Origin of the sequence: Pseudomonas sp. 2FG (assembly GCF_005502935.1) — a bacterium.
Lineage (GTDB): Bacteria > Pseudomonadota > Gammaproteobacteria > Pseudomonadales > Pseudomonadaceae > Aquipseudomonas.
Window position 1 is genome coordinate 79,917 of sequence record NZ_SCMP01000016.1, and the last position, 20,717, is coordinate 100,633.

General features: G+C 64.3%; 18 protein-coding genes. 6 read left to right on the plus strand and 12 right to left on the minus strand.

The features are described from left to right. Window positions 1-88: 88 nt before the first annotated feature. From holA to leuS, 3 genes are all read right to left on the minus strand, one after another. The gene (holA, locus tag FFS13_RS16360; protein ID WP_137820129.1) at window positions 89-1,126 is read right to left on the minus strand and encodes a DNA polymerase III subunit delta; all 1,038 of its coding nucleotides are present in this window, start codon (window positions 1,124-1,126) and stop codon (window positions 89-91) included. Between the two features lie 42 nt (window positions 1,127-1,168). Beyond that, a complete protein-coding gene (lptE, locus tag FFS13_RS16365) occupies window positions 1,169-1,780 on the minus strand; it encodes an LPS assembly lipoprotein LptE (protein ID WP_137820130.1) in 612 nt (203 codons plus the stop codon). 99 nt (window positions 1,781-1,879) lie between these two features. After that, window positions 1,880-4,486 (minus strand): leucine--tRNA ligase, encoded by a 2,607-nt coding sequence (leuS, locus tag FFS13_RS16370; protein WP_137820131.1) that lies wholly within the window; start codon window positions 4,484-4,486, stop codon window positions 1,880-1,882. Between the two features lie 203 nt (window positions 4,487-4,689). On the opposite strand from leuS, the gene FFS13_RS16375 reads away from it, so the two are divergent. After that, window positions 4,690-5,124, plus strand: coding sequence for a hypothetical protein (locus FFS13_RS16375; RefSeq protein WP_137820132.1), 435 nt, complete (start codon window positions 4,690-4,692; stop codon window positions 5,122-5,124). Window positions 5,125-5,315: 191 nt separating this feature from the next. Next, entirely contained in the window at window positions 5,316-6,077 is a 762-nt protein-coding gene (locus FFS13_RS16380; protein WP_137820133.1) for a YdcF family protein, read from the plus strand. A gap of 49 nt (window positions 6,078-6,126) precedes the next feature. Here FFS13_RS16380 and lnt read toward each other — a convergent pair whose 3' ends face one another. The 5 genes from lnt to miaB form a co-directional block, all read right to left on the minus strand. Further along, window positions 6,127-7,647, minus strand: coding sequence for an apolipoprotein N-acyltransferase (gene lnt / locus FFS13_RS16385; RefSeq protein ID WP_137820134.1), 1,521 nt, complete (start codon window positions 7,645-7,647; stop codon window positions 6,127-6,129). 91 nt (window positions 7,648-7,738) lie between these two features. After that, on the minus strand, window positions 7,739-8,578 hold the full coding sequence (locus FFS13_RS16390) for an HlyC/CorC family transporter (protein ID WP_137820135.1): 840 nt from the start codon (window positions 8,576-8,578) through the stop codon (window positions 7,739-7,741). A 44-nt stretch (window positions 8,579-8,622) separates the two neighbouring features. Further along, window positions 8,623-9,078 (minus strand): rRNA maturation RNase YbeY, encoded by a 456-nt coding sequence (gene ybeY, locus FFS13_RS16395; RefSeq protein ID WP_137820136.1) that lies wholly within the window; start codon window positions 9,076-9,078, stop codon window positions 8,623-8,625. Next, the gene (locus FFS13_RS16400; RefSeq protein WP_137820137.1) at window positions 9,071-10,081 is read right to left on the minus strand and encodes a PhoH family protein; all 1,011 of its coding nucleotides are present in this window, start codon (window positions 10,079-10,081) and stop codon (window positions 9,071-9,073) included. The genes ybeY and FFS13_RS16400 overlap by 8 nt, the downstream gene beginning before the upstream one ends. Window positions 10,082-10,169: 88 nt before the next feature. Beyond that, window positions 10,170-11,525 carry a tRNA (N6-isopentenyl adenosine(37)-C2)-methylthiotransferase MiaB gene (gene miaB, locus FFS13_RS16405; RefSeq protein WP_137820138.1) on the minus strand — a complete coding sequence of 452 codons (1,356 nt, stop codon included), beginning with the start codon at window positions 11,523-11,525 and terminating at the stop codon, window positions 10,170-10,172. 129 nt (window positions 11,526-11,654) lie between these two features. On the opposite strand from miaB, the gene FFS13_RS16410 reads away from it, so the two are divergent. Then, entirely contained in the window at window positions 11,655-11,978 is a 324-nt protein-coding gene (locus FFS13_RS16410) for a DUF1820 family protein (protein WP_119952446.1), read from the plus strand. 58 nt (window positions 11,979-12,036) lie between these two features. Here the strand turns inward: FFS13_RS16410 and FFS13_RS16415 are convergent, their stop codons facing one another. The 4 genes from FFS13_RS16415 to FFS13_RS16430 form a co-directional block, all read right to left on the minus strand. Beyond that, window positions 12,037-12,585 (minus strand): tetratricopeptide repeat protein, encoded by a 549-nt coding sequence (locus tag FFS13_RS16415; protein ID WP_137820139.1) that lies wholly within the window; start codon window positions 12,583-12,585, stop codon window positions 12,037-12,039. A 205-nt stretch (window positions 12,586-12,790) separates the two neighbouring features. After that, window positions 12,791-14,074, minus strand: coding sequence for a glutamate-1-semialdehyde 2,1-aminomutase (hemL, locus tag FFS13_RS16420; protein WP_137820140.1), 1,284 nt, complete (start codon window positions 14,072-14,074; stop codon window positions 12,791-12,793). 60 nt (window positions 14,075-14,134) lie between these two features. Then, window positions 14,135-14,770 (minus strand): thiamine phosphate synthase, encoded by a 636-nt coding sequence (gene thiE / locus FFS13_RS16425; RefSeq protein WP_371922967.1) that lies wholly within the window; start codon window positions 14,768-14,770, stop codon window positions 14,135-14,137. A gap of 10 nt (window positions 14,771-14,780) precedes the next feature. Then, a complete protein-coding gene (locus FFS13_RS16430; RefSeq protein ID WP_137820142.1) occupies window positions 14,781-15,578 on the minus strand; it encodes a hydroxymethylpyrimidine/phosphomethylpyrimidine kinase in 798 nt (265 codons plus the stop codon). A gap of 321 nt (window positions 15,579-15,899) precedes the next feature. Between FFS13_RS16430 and FFS13_RS16435 the strand changes: the two genes are divergently transcribed. From FFS13_RS16435 to FFS13_RS16445, 3 genes are all read left to right on the plus strand, one after another. After that, window positions 15,900-18,296, plus strand: a complete 2,397-nt coding sequence (locus FFS13_RS16435) for a hybrid sensor histidine kinase/response regulator (protein ID WP_137820143.1) — start codon at window positions 15,900-15,902, stop codon at window positions 18,294-18,296. 203 nt (window positions 18,297-18,499) lie between these two features. After that, the gene (locus FFS13_RS16440; protein ID WP_137820144.1) at window positions 18,500-19,153 is read left to right on the plus strand and encodes a TetR/AcrR family transcriptional regulator; all 654 of its coding nucleotides are present in this window, start codon (window positions 18,500-18,502) and stop codon (window positions 19,151-19,153) included. Beyond that, window positions 19,150-20,717: acyl-CoA dehydrogenase family protein (locus FFS13_RS16445; protein WP_137820145.1), on the plus strand; the 1,568-nt coding region annotated here is incomplete at its 3' end. The genes FFS13_RS16440 and FFS13_RS16445, both read left to right, overlap by 4 nt.

Genomic DNA, 20,717 nt, shown 5'->3' on the forward strand with positions numbered 1-20,717 from the left:
GATCCTCTAGTGGGCGCTGCACAGTGCAGGCGCGCGGATCATCGGGCTTGGTATAAAAAATGTCCAGGGCTACGTCCGTGCCGGCAGGTCACTCCGACGGCAGAGCCAGGCGCTGCCCTGCGATCATCAGGGTCAGGCGGCTCAGGTCGATCCACGGGTCGCCGGCTGCCTGACCCTTGATCTGCGCATCGATGCGCTGCGCGTCCAGCAGCAGTCTGGCCCAGCGTGCTGCGGAGTGCCGTTGCAGGGCCTTGCTGACCAACGGCCGGCGTTTGTCCCAGACCGGTGGGCGGGCTTGGCTGAAGGCTTTGTCCAGGGGCACGCCTTGGCTGTATTGCTGCGCCAGGTTGGCCAGCAGGCGCAGTTCGCGGGCCAGCGCCCAGAGAATCACGGCGGTCTCTACGCCTTCACCACGCAGGCCTTCGAGGGTGCGCAGGGCGTGCGCGGCCTCGCCATTGAGTGCGGCGTCGATCAGGCCGAAAACGTCGAAGCGCGCACTGTCGGCTACCGCCGCTTGTACGGTGTTGGCGTCGATCTGGCCACCTTCGGCGAGCAGTTTGAGCTTCTCGATTTCCTGAGCCGCGGCCAGCAGGTTGCCTTCGACGCGCGCGGCGATCAGCTCCACCGCCGCCTGGCTGGCGGCCAGGCCGGCCTGCGCCAGGCGCTGGCGAATCCACTGGGGCAGCTGCTGGACCTCGACTGGCCAGATCTGGATGAAGTGCGCCTGTTGGCCGTCGATCAGCGCCTTGGCCCACTTGGTCTTCTGCGCGCTGCCATCCAGTTTCGGCAAGCTGATCAGCAACAGGGTATCTTCCGGTGGGCGGGCGAGGTATTCCAGCAGGGCGGCAGTGCCCTTGTCGCCGGGCTTGCCGGAGGGCAGGCGCAGTTCCAGCAGGCGCTTGTCGGCGAACAGCGAGAGGCTGGCGCCGGCTTGCAGCAGCGTGCCCCAGTCGAAGTTGGCTTCGGCGTTGAACACCTGGCGCTCGGAAAAACCCTGGCTGCGGGTCGCCGCGCGGATGGCGTCTGCGGCTTCCTGGCAGAGCAAGGGGTCGTCACCACTGACCACATACACCGGAGCAAGGGGGCCCTGGAGGTGTTTGGCGAGTTGGGCGGGGTTGAGTTTCATCGGCGGGCAACCACGGGGGCCGCAGTGGCGGCCCCGCGCGGCTTACTGAGTCTTGATCGGTAGTTGCAGCGGCGATTGCTGCGGCTGGGCTTGTTCCGCCTGGCGGGCGGCTTCCAGCGCCTCGGCTTCGGCCTTGGCCTTGGCTTCAGCGGTTTGCTGCAGTTGATCGAGCTGGTCTGGGCTGATCTGCTGCAGGCGTTGCGCCAACTGCTGGACCAGGTCGCGGCGCATTTCTTGGCGCACTTGCGCGGCTTCCTGGTCGGAGCCGATCAGGTTGTTTTCGTCCTGGACGTAGACGTTCTGCACTTCCAGCTGGCTGCTCAGCAGCAGCAGGTTCTTGGCGCCGCGCAGCTCGTAGTCGAGGGTCATGGTCAGCTCATATTCTGCGCTGCGGGCGCTGCTGGTGTAGCTGGCGGTGCGTTGGCTTTCGGCTTCTTTTGCCAAAACCAGGGTGTAAGGGGCGCCGGGATAGACTTTGACGTCGTTGCTTTCCAGCACCTGACGCACTTCTTTGACGGTGGTGCCATAGGCATTGCGGGCAGTGAGGTCAAGCTCCTTGAGGGCGAACTGAGTATCGCCAGTGCCGCGCAACTGGAAGCCACAGGCACTCAGCAGCGCCGCCAGACCCACTACCAACAGATTCCGTTTGATCATCTTGTTTCCCCTTAAACCATTTGCATCGTTGCAGCCCAAGGCTCAGCGATGCCTCGATAGGCTCTCTGCAGCAGTCTGCCTGACTGCTGCAGAGCTTAATCAGCTCGCGACGATATTGACCAGCTTGCCCGGCACTACTATGACCTTGCGAATCGTCAGGCCGTCGGTAAAGCGCAGCACGTTCTCGTTCACCCGTGCGGCGGCCTCGATCTCTTCGCGCGAAGCGGTGGCGGCTACGTCGATGTGCCCGCGCAGCTTGCCGTTGACCTGGACCACCAGTTGCAGGTTGTCCTGCACCAGCGCGGACTCGTCCAGCACTGGCCAGGTGGCGTCGATGATCGCGCCGGCATGGCCGAGTTCCCGCCAGAGATCATGGCAGATATGCGGCGTGATCGGAGCCAGCAGCAGGGCCACGGTTTCCAGGCCTTCCTGCAGCAACGCGCGATCCTGAGTGGAGGCTTGCGGGGCTTTTTCCAGCACGTTCATCAGGGTCATCACCGCGGCGATGGCGGTGTTGAACTTGTGGTGCTGACCAATATCCTGGCTGGCTTGCTTGATCGCCAGGTGGATGGCGCGGCGCACGTCTTTTTGCCCATCGCTCAGGTTGGCTTGATCCAGGCTGCCCGGCAGGCCCTGGATAACGTGAGCTTGGGCGAGACGCCAGACGCGGCGCAGGAAACGATGCGAGCCTTCGACGCCGGAATCCGACCACTCCAGGCTCATGTCTGGCGGCGAGGCGAACATCATGAACAGCCGGCAGGTGTCGGCACCGTACGCATCGATCATCGACTGCGGGTCGACGCCGTTGTTCTTCGACTTGGCCATCTTCTCGGTGCCACCGATTTCCACCGGCAGGCCGTCGCTTTTCAGCTTGGCGCCGATGATTTTGGCCTTGGCATCGCGTTCGATTTCCACGTCGGCCGGGTTGAACCAGGTCTTGGCGCCGTTGGCTTCCAGGCGGTAGTAGGTCTCCGCGATCACCATGCCTTGGGTGAGCAGGTTCTTGAACGGCTCGTTGGAGCTGACCAGGCCTTCATCGCGCATCAGTTTGTGGAAGAAACGCGCGTAGAGCAGGTGCAGGATGGCGTGTTCGATACCGCCGATGTACTGATCCACCGGCAGCCAGTGGTTGGCCGCGGTCGGGTCGACCATGCCGTCGCCGTACTGCGGCGATGCGTAGCGCGCGTAGTACCAGGAGGACTCGACGAAGGTGTCCATGGTGTCGGTTTCGCGCTTGGCCGGCGCGCCGCATTTCGGGCAGGCGCAGCCATAGAACTCGGGCATCCGCGCCAGTGGGCTGCCAGCGCCATCCGGCACTACATCTTCCGGCAGGACCACCGGCAGTTGCTCTTCCGGCACCGGCACGTCGCCACAGTTGGCGCAGTGGATGATCGGGATCGGGCAGCCCCAGTAACGCTGGCGGCTGATGCCCCAGTCGCGCAGGCGGAACTGGGTGCGCGCCTGGCCGAGGTCTTTCTTCAGCAGGGCGACTTCGAGGGCGTCGAAGGCGCCGGCGAAGTCCAGGCCGTCGAATTCGCCGGAGTTGATCAGTTGACCGTGCTCGCCATAGGCGTCCTGCCAGGGCGCCGGGGTTTGCTCGCCGGCGCTGGTGCGGATCACCGCCTTGATCGGCAGCTGGTATTTGTGGGCGAACTCGAAGTCGCGCTCGTCGTGGGCCGGCACGGCCATCACCGCGCCTTCGCCGTAATTCATCAGCACGTAGTTGGCGACCCACACCGGCAGCTTGGCGCCGGTCAGCGGGTGTTCGACGAACAGCGGAGTCGGCAGGCCTTTCTTTTCCTGGGTGGCGATATCGGCTTCGGCCACGCCACCGCGTTTGCATTCGTCGATGAAGGCTTGCAGCTCGGCATTGCCCTTGGCGGCAAGCGTCGCCAGCGGGTGTTCGGCGGCGACGGCGACATAGGTCGCGCCGAGCAAGGTGTCCGGGCGGGTGGTGAAGACTTTCAAGACGCCCGCGGCGCCGATCGACGCCTGGTCGTAAGGGAAGCAGACTTCCATGCCGCGGGATTTGCCGATCCAGTTGCGCTGCATGGTCTTGACCTGTTCCGGCCAGCCATCCAACTCGTCCAGGCTGCTCAAGAGCTCATCCGCGTAGGCGGTGATCTTGAAGTAGTACATCGGGATCTCGCGCTTCTCGACCAGGGCGCCGGAACGCCAGCCGCGGCCGTCGATGACTTGTTCGTTGGCCAGCACGGTCTGGTCGACCGGGTCCCAGTTGACGGTGCCGTTCTTGCGGTAGATCACGCCTTTTTCGAACAGCTTGGTGAACAGCCATTGTTCCCAGCGGTAGTAGTCCGGTTTGCAGGTGGTGACTTCGCGCGACCAGTCGATGGCCAGACCCAGGCTCTTCAGCTGGGTCTTCATGTAGGCGATGTTTTCGTAGGTCCACTTGGCTGGCGCGACGTTGTTCTTCATCGCGGCGTTTTCCGCCGGCATGCCGAAGGCGTCCCACCCCATCGGCTGCAGCACGTTCTTGCCTTGCATGCGCTGGTAGCGGGCGATCACGTCACCGATGGTGTAGTTACGCACATGCCCCATGTGCAGCTTGCCGCTGGGGTAGGGGAACATCGACAGGCAATAGAAGGTGTCTTTGCCTGGTTGTTCACTGACTACAAAGGACTTTCGCTCGTCCCAGTAGGTTTGCGCGGCGGCTTCGATTTCACGGGGCTGATAGAGTTCGTGCATGGCTACTTAGGCTGAAAAAGGGGGCTTACAGGAAACGTCGTAGCATACATGAGCGCCCTCGGCCGTGGGAAACCTTGATTATCCTGGGTGCCACGCGGGCTGGCCTCGGCCCGCCGTTGGTCGCGGCGCGTAGCCGGTTGAAGGTGCGACGCTAAGCTTTCAGTAGGGGGTGAAGTGGGGCGTGCCTTGCGCGAGGTGAATGGATGGGCGAATTGCGGCGAGCAGAAGCGCGAGGCGGGCTGTATGAGCGGTTGCTGCAACGCCTCGCTTTGGCGCTGGATGAGGCCGATAGTGCCACTCGCCTGCATAAGGAGCCGCCGCGTGAGTTGGAGTTGCGCGGGCTGAGCCCGGCGGAACTGGAGTTGATTCGCGCGTACCTGGATCGCGATCTGCATTGGTTGCGCGGTTGGCATGCCGCCGCCCAGGAGCTGGCGCTGCTCGAACACACGCCGCTGCGCTGGACTAAACCCGGTCGTGCCAGCAATAAGCTGGAGGGCAAATCGAAAGCGCTGTTCAAGCGTCGGCAAAAACTACTCTGCGCCCTCTGTGGCGCGATTGCGCATTGGCAGCCGGGGGAGGGTGTGCAGGCCTGCCTCGTTTGTGGCTCACAGCTTTTTCGCGCCGGTAATCCCCGTTAGGCTGCGGGCACCCCGGGAGCCTGTCGGACTTAGAGCTGTCCTACTGCGAAAGCCAGGATATTGGCCCGTTTTTCCACTCAGCCTCGTTAAAGAGAATGACTATTTGCCTCGCCTGAGTGAAAAAAACGTTCTCAATCCCAGACTTTCTCGCTACGGACGTCTAAGCCCTACAGGCTCCGAGGAGGTGCTCGATGCCGCTGCGTTACCTGCTCAAACAACTGCTTCTGCCGCCGGGCGGTCTGCTGCTGTTGCTGCTCGTCGGCTGGTGGCTGCGTCGCCGCTCCCCGCGTGCGGCGGCAGCCTGCTTCGTGCTGGGGTTTGCCGGGCTCTGGCTGATGAGTTTGCCGATCAGCGTGGAGTGGGCGGCGCGCGCGTTGGAGCGCGAGCCGGCGTTGGCCGAGGTCGAATGGGCCGGGTTGGCGCAGCGTGCCGATGCCATCGTGGTGCTGGGTGGCGGGCGCGAGCAGGCCGACCCAGCCTGGGGCGGCGATCAGCCCAGTGCGCTGACGCTGGAGCGTTTGCGCTATGCGGCGCGCCTGGCCAAGGCGGCAGGCTTGCCGGTGCTGGTCAGCGGCGGCCTGCATTACGGCCAGCCGCCCAGTGAGGCGGCGTTGATGGCGCAGGTATTGGCTCGCGACTTCGGCGTCAGCGTGCGCTGGTTGGAGGGGCTGAGCCGCACGACTTGGGAAAACGCCAGTTACAGCGCCGAAATGTTGCGGGACGCGGGGATCAAGCGGATCGTGCTGGTCACCCAGGCCGGGCATATGCCGCGCTCACGCTGGAGTTTCGAACGGGTGGGTTTCGCGGTGATAGCGGCGCCGGTAGGTTTTCTCGGCGTGCCGAATGCTCGCCCGCTGGGCGGCTGGCTGCCGGAGAGCAAGGCAATTTGGCAGAGCGGCATGCTGTTGAACGAAGCGCTCGGCTTGCTCGCTTATCCCTTGGCTTATCGCTGAGCTGTCGGCGGGGTTGCGCTAAACACGGCACTACCCCTCCGGCAGGGCCTTATAGGGTTTTTGCCATCCGGCTGGCCAACAAGGCCCAGCCAAACAGCAGGCCGCAGAGGATTACCAGCGGCCAGGCGCGCCATTTGAGATAGGGCGTCAGGTTCTGCATCGGCACCACTTCGCCGTACAGCACGCCGCGTTGGAACTGTGGAATCTGCACGGCCAGCTTGCCGAACGGGTCGATCAGGCCGGTCACCCCATTGTTGGTGGCGCGGATCATCCAGCGGCCGGCTTCCAGGGCGCGCATTTGCGCCATCTGCAGGTGTTGCAAGGGGCCGATGGAGGTGCCGAACCAGGTGTCGTTGCTGACGGTCAGGAGGATCTGGCTCTGCGCGGCGAGGCTGGCGGCGAACTCCGGGTAGACCACTTCGTAGCAGATATAGGGGGCGATCCGGTAACCCTTGGCTTCGAGCAACGGCTGATCGGCGGGGCCGCGGGCGAAGTCGGACATCGGCAGGTCAAAAAAGGCGATCAAGCCGCGCAGCACATCCTGCAGGGGTACGTATTCGCCAAACGGCACCAGCTTCTGTTTCAGATAGGTGCCGTGGCCCTGGCCGATGACGCTGATGCCGTTGTAGTAGCGTTTCGCGCCCTGCTTATCGACCTGGCGGATCGGCACGCCGGTGATCAGTGCGGCCTGACGCTCGTTGGCAAAGCGCCCCATGACGCCGAGATAGCCTTCGGCGAACTCCTTGAGCACGGGAACTGCGGTTTCCGGCCAGACGATCAGGTCGACTGGCTGCGCGCCGAAGCTCATGTCGCGGTACAGGGCCAGTTGGGCGTTGAGCTGTTCGGGATCCCATTTCATCTGTTGCGCGACATTGCCCTGCATCGCCGCCACTTTCAGGGGCGCGCCGGCGGGTTCGGTCCAGGCTTGGCCCTTCAGGCCCAGGCCGGCGACCCAGGGCGCAACCAGCAGCACCAGGCCGATGACGAGAAACAGCTTGCGGCTACGCAGGTGCGCCAGGTTGACCAGCAGGGCCGCCGTCAGTGCCAGGACGAACGACAGCAGCCACATGCCACCCACCGGTGCGAGCCCGGTGAGTGGGCCGTGCAGTTGGCTGTAGCCGGCGTAGAGCCAGGGGAAACCGGTGAGAAACCAGCCGCGGAAGGCCTCCTGGGCCAGCCACAGGGCGGCGAACGCCAGGGCGTCGGCCAGCGGCGCCTCGTTGCGGCGCAACCAGCGCGCCCATAGCCAGCCGGGCAAGGCGAAGAACAGCGCCACGCCGGCACAAAATAACAGGGTCAAGAAGGCCGCCAGCGGCGCCGAGGCGGCGCCGTAGTCGTGAATGCTGACGTAGATCCAGCTGGTGCCGGCGACGAACAGGCCGAAGCCATAGCACCAGCCGCGCCACAGCGCCTGACGTGGACCGAGGTCGCGCAAGCCGAGGTAGAACAGGGCGATGGACAGCAGCGCCAGCGGCCAGATATCGAAGGGCGCGAGTGCCAGGGTGGTCAGGGCGCCGGCCAGAGTCGCCAGCAGATTGCCGGGCCAGCCCGGGCGTACGATCCAATTCATGCTCGATCCTTGAAACCTGCTTGATATCTGCTGCGCGCGCGACGGGCTTAAGCAGGTTTTCCTGTTTTGGGTTGCTTCATGCGTGATCGGCTCAGCGCGACATCGGCGTCAGGCGCAGCAAATGAATGCGGCGGCTGTCGGCGCTCAGTACGCGGAAACGGTAGTCGCCGATCTCGGTCACTTCGTTGCGCTTGGGCAGATGGCCAAACGCACTCATCACCAGGCCGCCGACGGTATCGAACTCGTCATCGGAGAACTGGCTGGCGAAGGACTCGTTGAAGCTGTCGATCGGCGTCAGGGCCTTGATCAGGAAATCGCCGCTGGGCAGCGGTTTGATGTAGCTGTCCTCCTCGACGTCGTGCTCGTCCTCGATGTCGCCGACTATCTGTTCCAGCACGTCCTCGATGGTTACCAGGCCTGCCACGCCGCCGTACTCGTCGATGACGATGGCCATGTGGTTGTGGTTGGCGCGGAACTCGCGCAGCAGCACATTGAGGCGCTTGGACTCCGGCACGAAGGTGGCCGGGCGCAGCAGATCCTTGATGTTGAACGTGTGGTTTTCGTCGTGCAGCACCAGCGGCAAGAGGTCTTTGGCCAGCAGCACGCCGATGACGTCGTCAAGGCTTTCGCCAATCACCGGATAGCGCGAGTGGGCAGACTCGATGATCGCCGGGAGAAACTCCCGGGGGGTCTGGCTGGACTTGATGCTGATCATCTGCGAGCGCGGGACCATGATGTCGCGGACCTGGAGGTCGGCGACCTGGATCGCACCTTCGACTATGGCCAGCGCTTCGCTGTCGAGTAGTTTGTTCTGATGGGCTTCGCGCAGCAGCGACAGCAGTTCTTGGCGGTTTTTCGGCTCGTGGGCAAAGGCCTGGGTGATTTTCCCCAACCAGGATTTTTGCCCGTTGCTCGATCGGTCTTCGCTCATGCTGGTTTCTCAGTGTTCCTTTCTGGTGCCTGACGGAGGTCAGGCTATTCGTCGCCGGCGTAAGGGTCGGGGTGACCCAGTTCGGCGAGCAATTGTTGTTCCAAGCCTTCCATCTCGGCGGCCTCTTCATCCTCGATGTGGTCGTAGCCGAGCAGATGCAGGCAGCCGTGAATCACCAGGTGCGCCCAGTGGGCCTCCAGCGTTTTGCCCTGCTCGGCCGCTTCGCGGGCGACCACGGGCACGCAAATCACCAGATCGCCCAGCAGTGGGATATCCAGCAACTCGTCGGGTACATCGGCGGGGAAGGACAGTACGTTGGTGGCGTAGTCCTTGTGCCGGTAGCTGTGGTTCAGTTCGCGGGCTTCCGGCTCGTCGACCAGGCGGATGGTCAGCTCGGAGGAGGCCGAGCGCTGGCGCAGGGCCAGTTCGCACCAGAGGCGGAACTCGGCTGCGCTGGGGCTGCTGGCGGTACTGGCGTTTTGCAGGTCGAGCTCAAGCATTGTCGCCATCCGTGTCGAGTTCGTCGTCGAGCTTGCCGTGCATGCGGTTCTCGTGGCGCTCGTAGGCTTCGACGATGCGCTGCACCAATGGGTGACGGACCACGTCCTTGGACTTGAAGTGGGTGAAGGAGATGCCGGGCACGTCGCGCAGCACATCGATCACATGGGTCAGCCCTGACTTGGTGCCGCGCGGCAGGTCGACCTGGGTGATGTCGCCGGTGATCACCGCGGTGGAGCCGAAACCGATGCGGGTGAGGAACATCTTCATCTGTTCCAGCGTGGTGTTCTGGCTCTCGTCGAGGATGATGAAGCTGTTGTTCAGCGTGCGGCCGCGCATATAAGCCAGCGGCGCGAGTTCGATCACCTGGCGCTCGATCAGCTTGGCGACCTGTTCGAAGCCGAGCATTTCGTACAGTGCGTCGTACAGTGGGCGCAGATAGGGGTCGATCTTCTGCGCCAGGTCGCCCGGGAGGAAACCGAGTTTCTCGCCCGCTTCCACCGCTGGGCGCACCAGCAGGATGCGGCGGACCTGTTCGCGCTCCAGCGCATCCACCGCGCAGGCGACGGCCAGGTAGGTCTTGCCAGTGCCGGCCGGGCCGACGCCAAAGTTGATGTCGTGGTTGAGGATCGCTTTGACGTAGCGCTGCTGGTTGCTGCCGCGTGGGCGAATGATGCCCTTGCGGGTACGCAGGGTGACGCTGGCCTCGGCTCGCGGGTTGTTCAGCTCTTCGAGGCCGGACTCCTGCAGGAACAGGTGCACCAGATCCGGCGACAGCTGGGTCGTGTTGGTTTCGCGGTACAGCCGGCGCAGCAGCTGCTCGGCGGAGTGGGTGTGTTCGGCAGGGCCAATCAGCTCGAATTGATTACCGCGGTTGCGGATTTCGATGGCCAGGCGTTGCTCGATCAAGCGCAAGTGCTCGTCGAACTGCCCGCAGAGATTGGCGAAGCGGCGAGCCTCAAAGGGTTCGAGGATAAAGCGATGCGGTTCTATGGGTGCGTTCAAGGTCGTGTGTTAGCCGCCAGTCGGCAGGGGTGATAAATCGAAGGATAACCCCGGGCGCCCAAGGGTGAAAGCTCGGGCGTCTACGGTTTTACTCTTGGCCCGGTGTCGCGCCGTGCTCTGCCAGCAAACTGCCGCGCAGGGAATGGGGCATGGCCTCATCGATCTGCACGTCGGCGAACTGGCCGATCAAGCGTGGATTGTCGCAGCGGAAGTTGACGATCCGATTATTCTCGGTGCGGCCGGTGAGCCAGCCTGGGTCTTTCTTCGAATAGTCGCTGACCAGGATGCGCTGAATGCTGCCGACCATCCGTCGGCTGATCTCATAGCCTTGCTGGTTCAACAAGTGCTGCAGGCGCGCCAGGCGTTCGCGATTGACTTCGGCGGGAATCTCGTTCGGCAGGTCGGCCGCCGGTGTACCCGGGCGTGCGCTATAGACGAAGGAGTAGGAGAAGTCGAAGCCGATGTCGGCGATCAGTTGCAGGGTTTGCTCGAAGTCTTTCTCGGTCTCGCCGGGGAAGCCGACGATGAAGTCCGAGGTGATGCTGATGCCCGGGCAGGCGGCCTTGAGTCTGCGGATCTTCGACTTGTATTCGAGCGCGGTATGGTTGCGCTTCATCGCCGCGAGGATGCGGTCGGAGCCGGCCTGTACCGGCAAATGCAGGTGCTTGACCAGCTCCGGAACCTCGGCGTGGGCCTGGATCAGGCCGTCGGAGAACTCCAGCGGGTGCGAGGTGGTGTAGCGGATGCGGTCGATCCCGTCGATCGCCGCGATCACCCGGATCAGCTCGGCCAGGTCGGCCGTGCGGCCGTCATGGGTCGCGCCCCGGAAGCCGTTGACGTTCTGCCCGAGCAGGGTGACTTCGCGCACGCCGTGCTCGGCCAGGTGGATGACCTCGGCCAGCACGTCGTCGAATGGCCGGCTGACCTCTTCGCCGCGGGTATAGGGCACCACGCAGAAGGTGCAGTACTTGCTGCAACCTTCCATGATCGAGACGAAGGCACTGGGGCCGTCGATGCGCGGCTCGGGCAGGCGGTCGAATTTCTCGATTTCCGGAAACGACACGTCCACCTGCGGCAAGCGGGTGCTGCGCGCGGCATCGATCATCTCCGGCAGGCGGTGCAGGGTTTGCGGGCCGAACACCACGTCGACATAGGGTGCGCGATCACGGATCGCCGCGCCTTCCTGGCTGGCCACGCAGCCGCCGACGGCGATCACCATGTCCGGCTTGGCCAGCTTCAGTTCGCGCCAGCGGCCCAGTTGCGAGTAGACCCGATCCTGGGCGCGCTCGCGGATCGAGCAGGTGTTGAGCAGGATGACGTCGGCGTCTTCTGCGCGCGCGGTGACTTCCAGGGCTTGATGTTCGCCCAACAGATCGACCATGCGCGAGCTGTCGTACTCGTTCATTTGGCAGCCGTGGGTTTCGATATAAAGCTTCTTGGTCATGCGCGGTCGTCGGCTGGTTCGAAGAACCGCGCATTATAGTGGGCGAGTCGCAGGCTTCCTAGCATTGCCTGCCCGGAGGCTATGCTATGATTTCGCCCCCTTAATTCCTTCCGTGGTTATCTGCCATCCATGAGCAAGCGTGAACCTATCTACAAGGTGATCTTCCTCAACCAAGGCCAGGTGTACGAGATGTACGCCAAGCAGATCTATCAAAGTGATCTGTGGGGCTTCCTGGAGGTGGAGGAGTTCGTCTTTGGTGAGCGCACGCAGGTGGTGGTCGATCCCAGCGAAGAGAAGCTCAAGGCGCAGTTCGAGGGCGTGGTGCGCAGTTTCGTGCCGATGCACGCGATTGTGCGGATCGACGAAGTCGAGCGTCTGGGTACGCCGAAGATCAGCGAAGCGCGCGGCGTGAGCAATATCATGCCGTTCCCCATGCCGATGCCGGATAAGTAAGCCGCTTCGGGTGTCTCTAGGCTGGGTTTTGTCCTGCGGACTCTACCCAGCCTACGAATTACGGCAACGGCGCGAACGGAGAGCCGCCTTCAGCGGTCTGCAGTTCCAGCAGGTAATTGCGGAAGATCTGCCCAAGCACCTGGGTGGCGATCTCCAGCTGTTCGCGGGGCATCTGCGCGGCGACCTGATCGGCGGTGTCCAGCGCATCTTCGGCGCCATTCACGGCGGCCATCTTCAGCACTATATAGGCCTGCACATTGTTGGCCGGCACGCCTTCGCCGCGGAAGAACATCACCCCCAAACGGTATTGCGCCTGCGCATGGCCTTGCAGTGAGGCTTGCTCGAACCAGTTCAGCGCTTGCGCCAGATCGCGCGGGGCACGCTTGCCGTCGTAATAGAACTCGCCGAGCTCGAATTCCGCCTCTGGGTCGCCCGTTTGGGCGGCCTGTTGGCAGGCGGCCAAGGCTTGCGGCAGGTCTTCGGGCAGGGTGTTGAGCGAGCAGCGGCCAGTCGCCGAGATCAGCAAGGAGTTACCGCCGGCAGATGCGAGCAGCGGGAGAAGGAGCAACAGGCAGCCCAAGGTGAGGGTGCGGCCGGTGCGGTTCATGGAAATCGACACGCCTCAAAAAGCAGTACGAGCAAGATGCTCGGCCGACGAAACGCGTCGGCCATCACATTATGAAATAAGCAGAGCCATCCTTACAAAGTCTTTACGGGCTTTTCTGGCTTTTAGGGCGCGGGCCTGGCAACGCCAGTAAGGGCCCGCCAAGCGGCCAGCGCCAGCACGCCAGCGGACAGCTGCTGTATTGCAACTAGCGCAAAGCCGCGAAGGCGCGCTCGGCGGCGTCCAGGGTGATTTGCAGTTCCTTGTCGCCATGGGCGATGGAGGTGAAGCCGGCCTCGAAGGCACTGGGTGCCAGGTATACGCCGCCCTCCAGCATCAGGTGGAAGAAGCGCTTGAAGCGTTCGGCATCGCTGGTCATCACGTCGTCGAAGGTGACGATAGCGTCGGCGCCGCTGAAATACAGGCCGAACATGCCACCTGCCTGGGTGGTGACGAACGGGATGCCGGCGGCATCGGCGCGATCCTGCAGGCCTTGAAGCATGCGCGCGGTGTAGTCGGCCAATTCGGCATGGAAGCCCGGGCGGCTGATCAACTTCAGTGTGGTCAGGCCGGCGGCCATGGCCAGCGGGTTACCGGACAGCGTGCCGGCCTGGTAAACCGGGCCGAGCGGGGCGATTCTCTCCATGATTTCGCGCTTGCCGCCGAAGCAGCCGACCGGCATGCCGCCGCCGATGATCTTGCCGAAGGTGGAGAGGTCCGGCGTCACCCCGTAGTGCGCCTGAGCGCCGCCGAGGGCGACGCGAAAACCGGTCATCACTTCATCGAAAATCAGCACCACGCCGTGTTTGTCGCACTGCGCGCGCAAGCCTTCGAGGAAGCCCGGCGCCGGCGGTACGCAGTTCATATTGCCGGCCACCGGCTCGACTATGATGCACGCCACTTGGTTGCCGACCTCTGCGAGCAGTTTTTCGACTGCACCGAGGTCGTTAAACGGCAGGGTCAGGGTGTGTTTGGCGAAGGCCGCCGGTACGCCCGCGGAGCTCGGCACGCCTTGGGTCAGGGCGCCGGAGCCGGCCTTGACCAGCAGGCTGTCGGAGTGCCCGTGGTAGCAGCCTTCGAACTTGATGATGCTGTCGCGCCCGGTGAAGCCGCGGGCCAGACGAATGGCGCTCATGGTCGCCTCGGTGCCGGAGCTGACCATGCGGACCATCTCCATGGAGGGCACGATCGAGCAGACCAGGTCCGCCATGTCGACTTCCAGCGCGGTCGGTGCGCCGTAGGAGAGGCCGTGTTGCAGCTGCTGGCGCACCGCGTCGAGCACGTCCGGGTGGCTATGGCCGAGGATCATCGGGCCCCAGGAGCCGACGTAGTCGACATACTGTTTATTGTCTTCGTCCGTCACATAGGCGCCGCTCGCGTGTTTGAAGAACAGCGGGGTGCCGCCCACGCTTTTGAAGGCGCGCACCGGCGAGTTGACGCCGCCGGGGATGTGTTTTTGCGCGTTGGCGAACAGGGTTTCGGAACGGGACATGCTGGACCTCTCGGAAAACGTAGGGTGGATTAGCGCAGCCTAATCCGCCGTAACTGGGTATCAGGTAGTTGCGAACAGATCGCTGAAGGCGCGGGCGCGGCGCGCGACGTCCTGGGCGCTTTCGGCGCTGAACAGCGCGTGGATCACCGCCAGCAGGCTGGCGCCGTGGGCTATCAGCTGCGGCGCGGTTTCCAGGGTGACGCCACCGATTGCGGCTATCGGCAGGCTCAAGCGGGTGTGGGCCTGCTGCAGCAGCTCGAGGGTGGCGGCGGGCGCACCGGGCTTGGTGTTGGAGTTGAAGAAGCGGCCGAAGGCCACATAGCTGGCGCCTTCGCGGGCGGCCTGTTCGGCCAGCTCCAGTTGGGCGTGGCAGGTGGCGCCGATGATCGCCTGGCGACCGAGCAGGGCGCGGCCGGCGGCGAGTGAACCATCGCCCTGGCCGAGGTGGACGCCGACGCCCAGGCGCGCGGCCAGCTCGGCGTCGTCATTGATCAGCAGGCTGGCGCCGTAACGCTCGCAGAGGCTGCGCAAGGCCTCTGCCTCACGCAGGCGGCGCGCCTGATCGCTGGACTTGTCGCGGTATTGCAACAGGCGTGCGCCGCCGTCCAGCGCCGCTTCGACATAGGGCAGCAGCTTGCCACCGGTCAGCAGTTGGCTGTCGGTGATGGCGTATAGGCCGCGCAGCGGTTGGCTCACGGGCGGCGCCTCATGAACAGAAATCCAACGGCAGGCGGCGCGGGACGAACTGGCCATGGCCCAGTTGCTCGGCATCGCGCAGGGTGCGCCAGGTGTAGCTCAGTGCCGATTGCACGGCGCTGGCCAGGTTTTCCCCTAGCGCCAGGCGGCCGGCCAGGGTGCTGGCCAGGGTGCAGCCGGAGCCGTGATAGCTACCGGGCAGGCGCTGGCAGGTGAAGGTGTGGCGGCTGCCGTCGCGCGAGTACAGGCGGTTATGCACTTGCTGCTCGTCGCCATGGCCGCCGGTGATCAACAGGTGCTGGCAGTAGGGCAGGAGTTTTTCCGCGCACTGATCCGCCGTGCCGTTTGGCAGTTCGGCGAGAATCCGCGCTTCCGGCAGGTTCGGCGTGGCGATGGTCGCCAGGGGCAGCAGGCGCTCGCGCATGGCGTAGCCGACTTCATCTTTGCCCAGGGCGCCGCCACCACCGGCGCGTAGCACCGGGTCGCAGACCAGCGGTATGCCGGGCAGTGCTTGCATGATCTCCAGCACGGTCTCGACCATCTCGATGGAGCCGAGCATGCCGAGCTTGACCGCGGCCACCGGTAGGTCGGCAATCACCGCCTGGGCTTGGGCGAGCACCCAGGCGCGGTCGAGCACGCGAAAATCGCGAACGTTGACCGTGTCTTGCACGGTCAGCGCGGTGACCGCCGGTGCGGCGTGGCAACCCTGCGCGAGCAGGGCCTCGATATCGGCCTGCAGGCCGGCGCCACCACTGGGGTCATGGCCGGAGAGGCAGAGAACAACGGGACGGGAACTGTAGATAGTCATGGTGCGCGAGCTTATCACTAATCACCTTTTTTGCGCCCGGATTGGCCGCTTCGTCGATGAGCCGGTGCAGGCTGAGACGCCCCTCGTGTTGCGCTCGACACTGCCGCGTCAGGCGGACAACTGTGCGCCAGGCGCGGCACGCCGCCAGTAGCCGTGCCGGCACCGGAGAACGAGCTTAAGTGCCTGGTGGTGAGCGGCTTTTCCCGACGGGCGGCTGTGCTAGAGTGAGCCCCATTCGAATAGCCAGGCTCTGCGTGGTGGCGTCGTTCAGGGGGTGTGAGGCTCCCCCGGCGCGGCGCGACAAAGCCTTTGCGGGGCAGCATGCGCTACGGCCTTTTTTTACTCCTTTGTCTGTGCTCGGCGCTGGCTGGCGCAGTCGAGTTCGACGAGTACACCCGCAGCCTAGTGCTGGGCCAGGAAATTGACCTGTTCGAGGATGTGCGCGGCAACGCCAGCATCGAGGAAATCACCTCGCCGGCCCTGCAGGCCAGCTTTCGCCGGCACGATAGGCCGGTACTCAACGCCGGTTATTCGCGCTCGGTGTTCTGGCTGCGCCTGGATCTGGCCTATCGCCCGCAAACCTTGGTCGGTCAGCAGCCGTGGCTGCTGGAACTGGCCTACCCGCCGCTCGATCATCTGGAGCTCTATCTGGCGGATGGCCGGGGCGGCTTCCAGTTGGCCCAGCGCACCGGCGATGCGCTGCCGTTCGCCAGCCGGCAGATCAAGCAGAACAACTACCTGTTCGAACTCAGCCTGCAGCCCCACCAGCCGCAGCGCGTCTACCTGCGTCTGCAGAGCCAGGGTTCGCTCCAGGCGCCGCTGAAGCTCTGGTCGCCGACGGCCTATCTGGAAGAGCAGCCGGGGCGCATCTATGTGTTGGGCATCATCTATGGCGTGCTGCTGGTGATGCTGATTTACAACCTGTTCATCTACCTGAGCGTGCGCGACACCAGTTACCTCTATTACATCTTCTACATCGCCTCCTTTGGTCTTTACCAGGTCTCGGTAAACGGGGCCGGTATCGAGTACTTCTGGCCGAATAGTCCCTGGTGGGCGAATGTCTCCACGCCGTTCCTGATTGGTTCTGCGGCCTTGTTCGGCTGTCAGTTCGCCCGCAGCTTTTTGCATACCGCGGAGCACAGTCCGTGGGTCGATCGCAGCCTGCTGGGGACTATGGCGCTGGGGGCAGTGGTGATGCTGCTGGCGCTCACCGCCAGTTATGGCTTTTCCCTGCGTCTGGCGACCTCTGTGGCGCTGCTGTTTACCGTGGTGGTGTTCAGTGCGGGCTTGCTGGCCTGGCGGCGTGGCATGCGGGTGGCGCGTTATTTCATCATCGCCTGGAGCGCCTTCCTGCTCGGCGGCATAGTCAACAGCTTGATGGTGCTGGGCTATCTGCCCAACGCGTTCCTGACCATGTACGCCAGCCAGATTGGCTCCGCGCTTGAGGTCGGGCTGCTGTCGCTGGCCCTGGCCGACCGCATCAACTCGATGAAGGAAGAGCGCGCGCGGATTCTCTATGAGTCCGGGCGCAAGCTGGAGGCGCTGAACCAGAAGCTGGCCAACAGCAACCGTCTGAAGGACGAGTTTCTCGCCACCGTCACCCACGAGCTGCGCACGCCGATGAACGGGGTGATCGGCTCGCTGGAATTGATGCAGACGGTGCCGATGGATGTCGAGTTGGAGCAATACCAGAAGACCGCCACGACCTCGTCGCGCGACATGATGCGGATGATCAACGACATCCTTGCCCTCACCGAGCTGCAAGCCGGTAAGCTCTACCCCTGGCGTGAGCCGTTCAGCCTGCGCGGGCTGTTCGACGGCTTGCGCGCGCAATTCGCCCCGCGTGCCGAGGACAAGGGCCTGCGTTTTACCCTGGAGTTGGACGACAGCCTGCCCGACACCCTGGAAGGCGACGCCGGTAAACTGGCGCAAAGTCTCGGCTATCTGCTGGATAACGCGATCAAGTTCACCCCGCGCGGGGCTGTCGGCGTGCGCGTGAGCTGTACGGATGTACTCAAGGATGGCCTGACGCTGCGCGTTGAAGTGATCGACAGCGGCATAGGTTTCAGCACCCCGGTGGATGGTTCGCTGTATCAGCGCTTCCATCAATTGGATGGTTCGATGACCCGCGAGTACGGCGGTCTGGGGGTCGGCCTGGCGATCTGCCGGCAGTTGGTCGGGCTGCTCGGCGGCAGCCTGAGCCATCAATCGCAGTTGGGCCAGGGCAGTTGCTTCGAGCTGCGCGTGCCGTTGTTCCTGGCGGCGCCGAGCTCGCAACAGGCGCCGCAGCGCCGGGCCATGGGCCAGGCGCTGCGCCACCCGGAGCAATGTACGGTGCTGGTGGTCGAGGACAACAGCATCAACCAGCTGGTGCTGCGCGGCATGCTGCTGAAGCTCGGTTACCGGGTGCGCTGCGCCGACAATGGCGCCGAGGCCCTCGAACTGCTGCGCCGCGAATCTGTGGATGCGCTGCTGCTGGATTGCCAGATGCCGGTGATGGACGGTTTCGCCACCTGCCGCGCGCTGCGCGGCTTGCCAGGCTGCCGGGAGCTGCCGGTGCTGGCCATCACCGCCCATAGCCATAGTGGCGACCGCGAACGTTGCCTGGCGGCGGGGATGAGCGATTACCTGGCCAAGCCCGTGAAGTTCGAGGCGCTGCAAGCGCTGCTGCATGACTGGCTGCTCTGCCAGGCCGCGACTAACTCGCAGCAGGCGTAGGCTGGGTAGAGCGAAGCGAAACCCAGCGAGCGGACTCTGTGCTCGGATGAGTTAATGAGTTGGTCGTACAGAGCTCTAGGCTGAGCTTGGCTGGCGAGCCTCTTCGTCTGCGGAGTTTTCGCGGCTGTTTTGACCGATATCCCACTTTAGCCAAGTTCTGAATCATGATTCACTGGAGGTATAAATGAATCAGGATTCAGATCATGGCCTATCGCCTGACCGCCGCCCGTCTCGACCGTGACCTGGAGTTGCGCGAGCGGATTCTCGACTGCGCCCTGACGCGGGTGGCCGAGGGAGGGTTCGGCGCCCTGACCATGCAGGCCCTGGCCGAAGATGTCGGCATCGCCACCGGCAGTCTGTACCGGCACTTTCGTGGCAAGGGCGAGTTGGCGGCGGAAGTCTTCGCCCGCGCCAGCCAGCATGAGGTCTACACCCTGGCCGCGGTGCTACGCGGCCCCGGCACTCCTGATCAGCGTTTGGCCGAGGGCCTCCGGCAGTTCGCCGCGCGCGCCTGGCACAGCCGACGCTTGGCCTTCGCCCTGATCGCCGAGCCGGTCGAGCCCGAGGTGGACGAGCAGCGCCTGCTGTATCGCGAGGCCTACGCCAAGCTGTACGCCGACCTGCTGCGCGAAGGCGTGGCCACCGGCGCGTTCCGCCTCAGTGCCATTCCGTTGGTGGCCGCCTGCCTGGTGGGCGCCACCGCCGAATCCCTGGTCGGGCCCCTGTCGCCGCCGGCACGCGCGGCGCGGGCGGCCGGCCATGCGTTGCCCGACCTGGGCGAGGTCAGCCAAGCCCTGGTCACCTTCTGCCTGCGCGCCGTTGGCGCCCCATTGCCTACCGAGGAGTCCTTGCCATGAACCTGCATCAGTTCGCCGAAACCCATGAAGTGACCAACCAGGTGCCAGCGCTGGAGGGCGTCAACCTCTACCGCCTCGACCTGCCGTTGCAGGAGTGGACCCGGCGCTTCGGCGGCGGCTGGGCCGAGGCGCGGATCGACGCCTATGGCGCCTTGGCCGGCGGGCCGCTGATGGCCGCGGGCTTCCTGGCCAACGAGAACAAACCGGTGTTCAAGAGCCATGATCGCTACGGTCATCGCATCGATCTGGTGGAGTTTCACCCGGCTTACCACGAGCTGATGCGCACCGCCATCGAGCACGGTCTGCCGTCGCTGCCCTGGACCGAGCCTCGTGCCGGCGCGCAAGTCGCCCGTGCGGCCATGAGCTACCTGCATAGCCAGGCCGAGGCCGGCAGCGGCTGCCCGCTGACCATGACCTACGCCAGCGTACCGGCGCTCAAGTTGCAGCCGGATATCGCCGAAATCTGGCTGCCGAAGATCCTTTCGAGCCAATACGATCCGCGCAATCTGCCGCTCAGCCAGAAAACCGGGGCCACCATCGGCATGGCGATGACCGAGAAGCAGGGTGGCACCGATGTGCGCGCCAACACCACGCATGCCCATCCGCTCGGCATGCCCGGGCCGGGCCAGGCCTATGAGCTGGTCGGGCACAAGTGGTTCTGTTCGGCGCCGATGTGCGATGCCTTCCTGACTCTGGCGCAGACCGACAAGGGCCTGAGCTGCTTCCTGCTGCCACGGCATAGACCGGACGGCACGCGCAACCAGTTCTATATCCAGCGCCTGAAGAACAAGCTGGGCAACTGGTCGAATGCCTCCAGCGAGGTCGAATATCGCGGCGCGCTGGCCTGGATGATCGGCGAGGAAGGCCGCGGAGTGCCGACCATCATCGAGATGGTGGCGCTGACCCGTTTCGACTGCATGGTCGGCTCCAGCGCCTTGATGCGCCAGGCGCTGACCCAGGCCGCGCACCACTGCGCCTATCGCAAGGTCGGCGGCCGGGTACTCAATGAGCAGCCGCTGATGCAGAACGTGCTGGCCGATCTGGCCCTGGAGAGCGAGGCGGCGCTGGCCCTGACGCTGCGCATGGGCCGGGCCCTGGACCATGCCCACGACGAGCAGGAAGACAAGTTCGCTCGGCTGGTCACCGCGGTCGGCAAGTATTGGATCTGCAAACGCGCCCCGGCGATGATCAACGAGGCGGCGGAGTGCATGGGCGGTGCCGGCTATGTCGAGGACAGCATCCTGCCAAGGCTGTACCGCGAGGCGCCGGTCAACTCCACCTGGGAAGGTTCGGGCAACGTGCAGTGCCTGGACGTGCTGCGTGCTTTGTCGAAAGAGCCCGGCGTGCTCGACGCCTTGTTTGTCGAGTTGGGCGACGGCCATGGCGATGCCCGGCTGCAGGCGCATATCGGCCAGTTGCAGGCGGGCTTTCGCGACACCGCCGATATCCAATACCGCGCGCGCCAGTTGACCGAAGACGTCGCCGTGGCACTGCAGGCCAAGTTGTTGCTGGAGGCCGGTAACGCGCTGGTGTCCGATGCCTTTATCGCCAGTCACCTGGGGGC

What these genes read in the sequence shown, in the direction of transcription:
- holA (WP_137820129.1), bottom strand. Translation starts at nt 1,126, where the DNA reads ATGAAACTCAACCCCGCCCAACTCGCCAAACACCTCCAGGGCCCCCTT.
- lptE (WP_137820130.1), bottom strand. Translation starts at nt 1,780, where the DNA reads ATGATCAAACGGAATCTGTTGGTAGTGGGTCTGGCGGCGCTGCTGAGT.
- leuS (WP_137820131.1), bottom strand. Translation starts at nt 4,486, where the DNA reads ATGCACGAACTCTATCAGCCCCGTGAAATCGAAGCCGCCGCGCAAACC.
- FFS13_RS16375 (WP_137820132.1), top strand. Translation starts at nt 4,690, where the DNA reads ATGGGCGAATTGCGGCGAGCAGAAGCGCGAGGCGGGCTGTATGAGCGG.
- FFS13_RS16380 (WP_137820133.1), top strand. Translation starts at nt 5,316, where the DNA reads ATGCCGCTGCGTTACCTGCTCAAACAACTGCTTCTGCCGCCGGGCGGT.
- lnt (WP_137820134.1), bottom strand. Translation starts at nt 7,647, where the DNA reads ATGAATTGGATCGTACGCCCGGGCTGGCCCGGCAATCTGCTGGCGACT.
- FFS13_RS16390 (WP_137820135.1), bottom strand. Translation starts at nt 8,578, where the DNA reads ATGAGCGAAGACCGATCGAGCAACGGGCAAAAATCCTGGTTGGGGAAA.
- ybeY (WP_137820136.1), bottom strand. Translation starts at nt 9,078, where the DNA reads ATGCTTGAGCTCGACCTGCAAAACGCCAGTACCGCCAGCAGCCCCAGC.
- miaB (WP_137820138.1), bottom strand. Translation starts at nt 11,525, where the DNA reads ATGACCAAGAAGCTTTATATCGAAACCCACGGCTGCCAAATGAACGAG.
- FFS13_RS16410 (WP_119952446.1), top strand. Translation starts at nt 11,655, where the DNA reads ATGAGCAAGCGTGAACCTATCTACAAGGTGATCTTCCTCAACCAAGGC.
- FFS13_RS16415 (WP_137820139.1), bottom strand. Translation starts at nt 12,585, where the DNA reads ATGAACCGCACCGGCCGCACCCTCACCTTGGGCTGCCTGTTGCTCCTT.
- hemL (WP_137820140.1), bottom strand. Translation starts at nt 14,074, where the DNA reads ATGTCCCGTTCCGAAACCCTGTTCGCCAACGCGCAAAAACACATCCCC.
- FFS13_RS16430 (WP_137820142.1), bottom strand. Translation starts at nt 15,578, where the DNA reads ATGACTATCTACAGTTCCCGTCCCGTTGTTCTCTGCCTCTCCGGCCAT.
- FFS13_RS16435 (WP_137820143.1), top strand. Translation starts at nt 15,900, where the DNA reads ATGCGCTACGGCCTTTTTTTACTCCTTTGTCTGTGCTCGGCGCTGGCT.
- FFS13_RS16440 (WP_137820144.1), top strand. Translation starts at nt 18,500, where the DNA reads ATGGCCTATCGCCTGACCGCCGCCCGTCTCGACCGTGACCTGGAGTTG.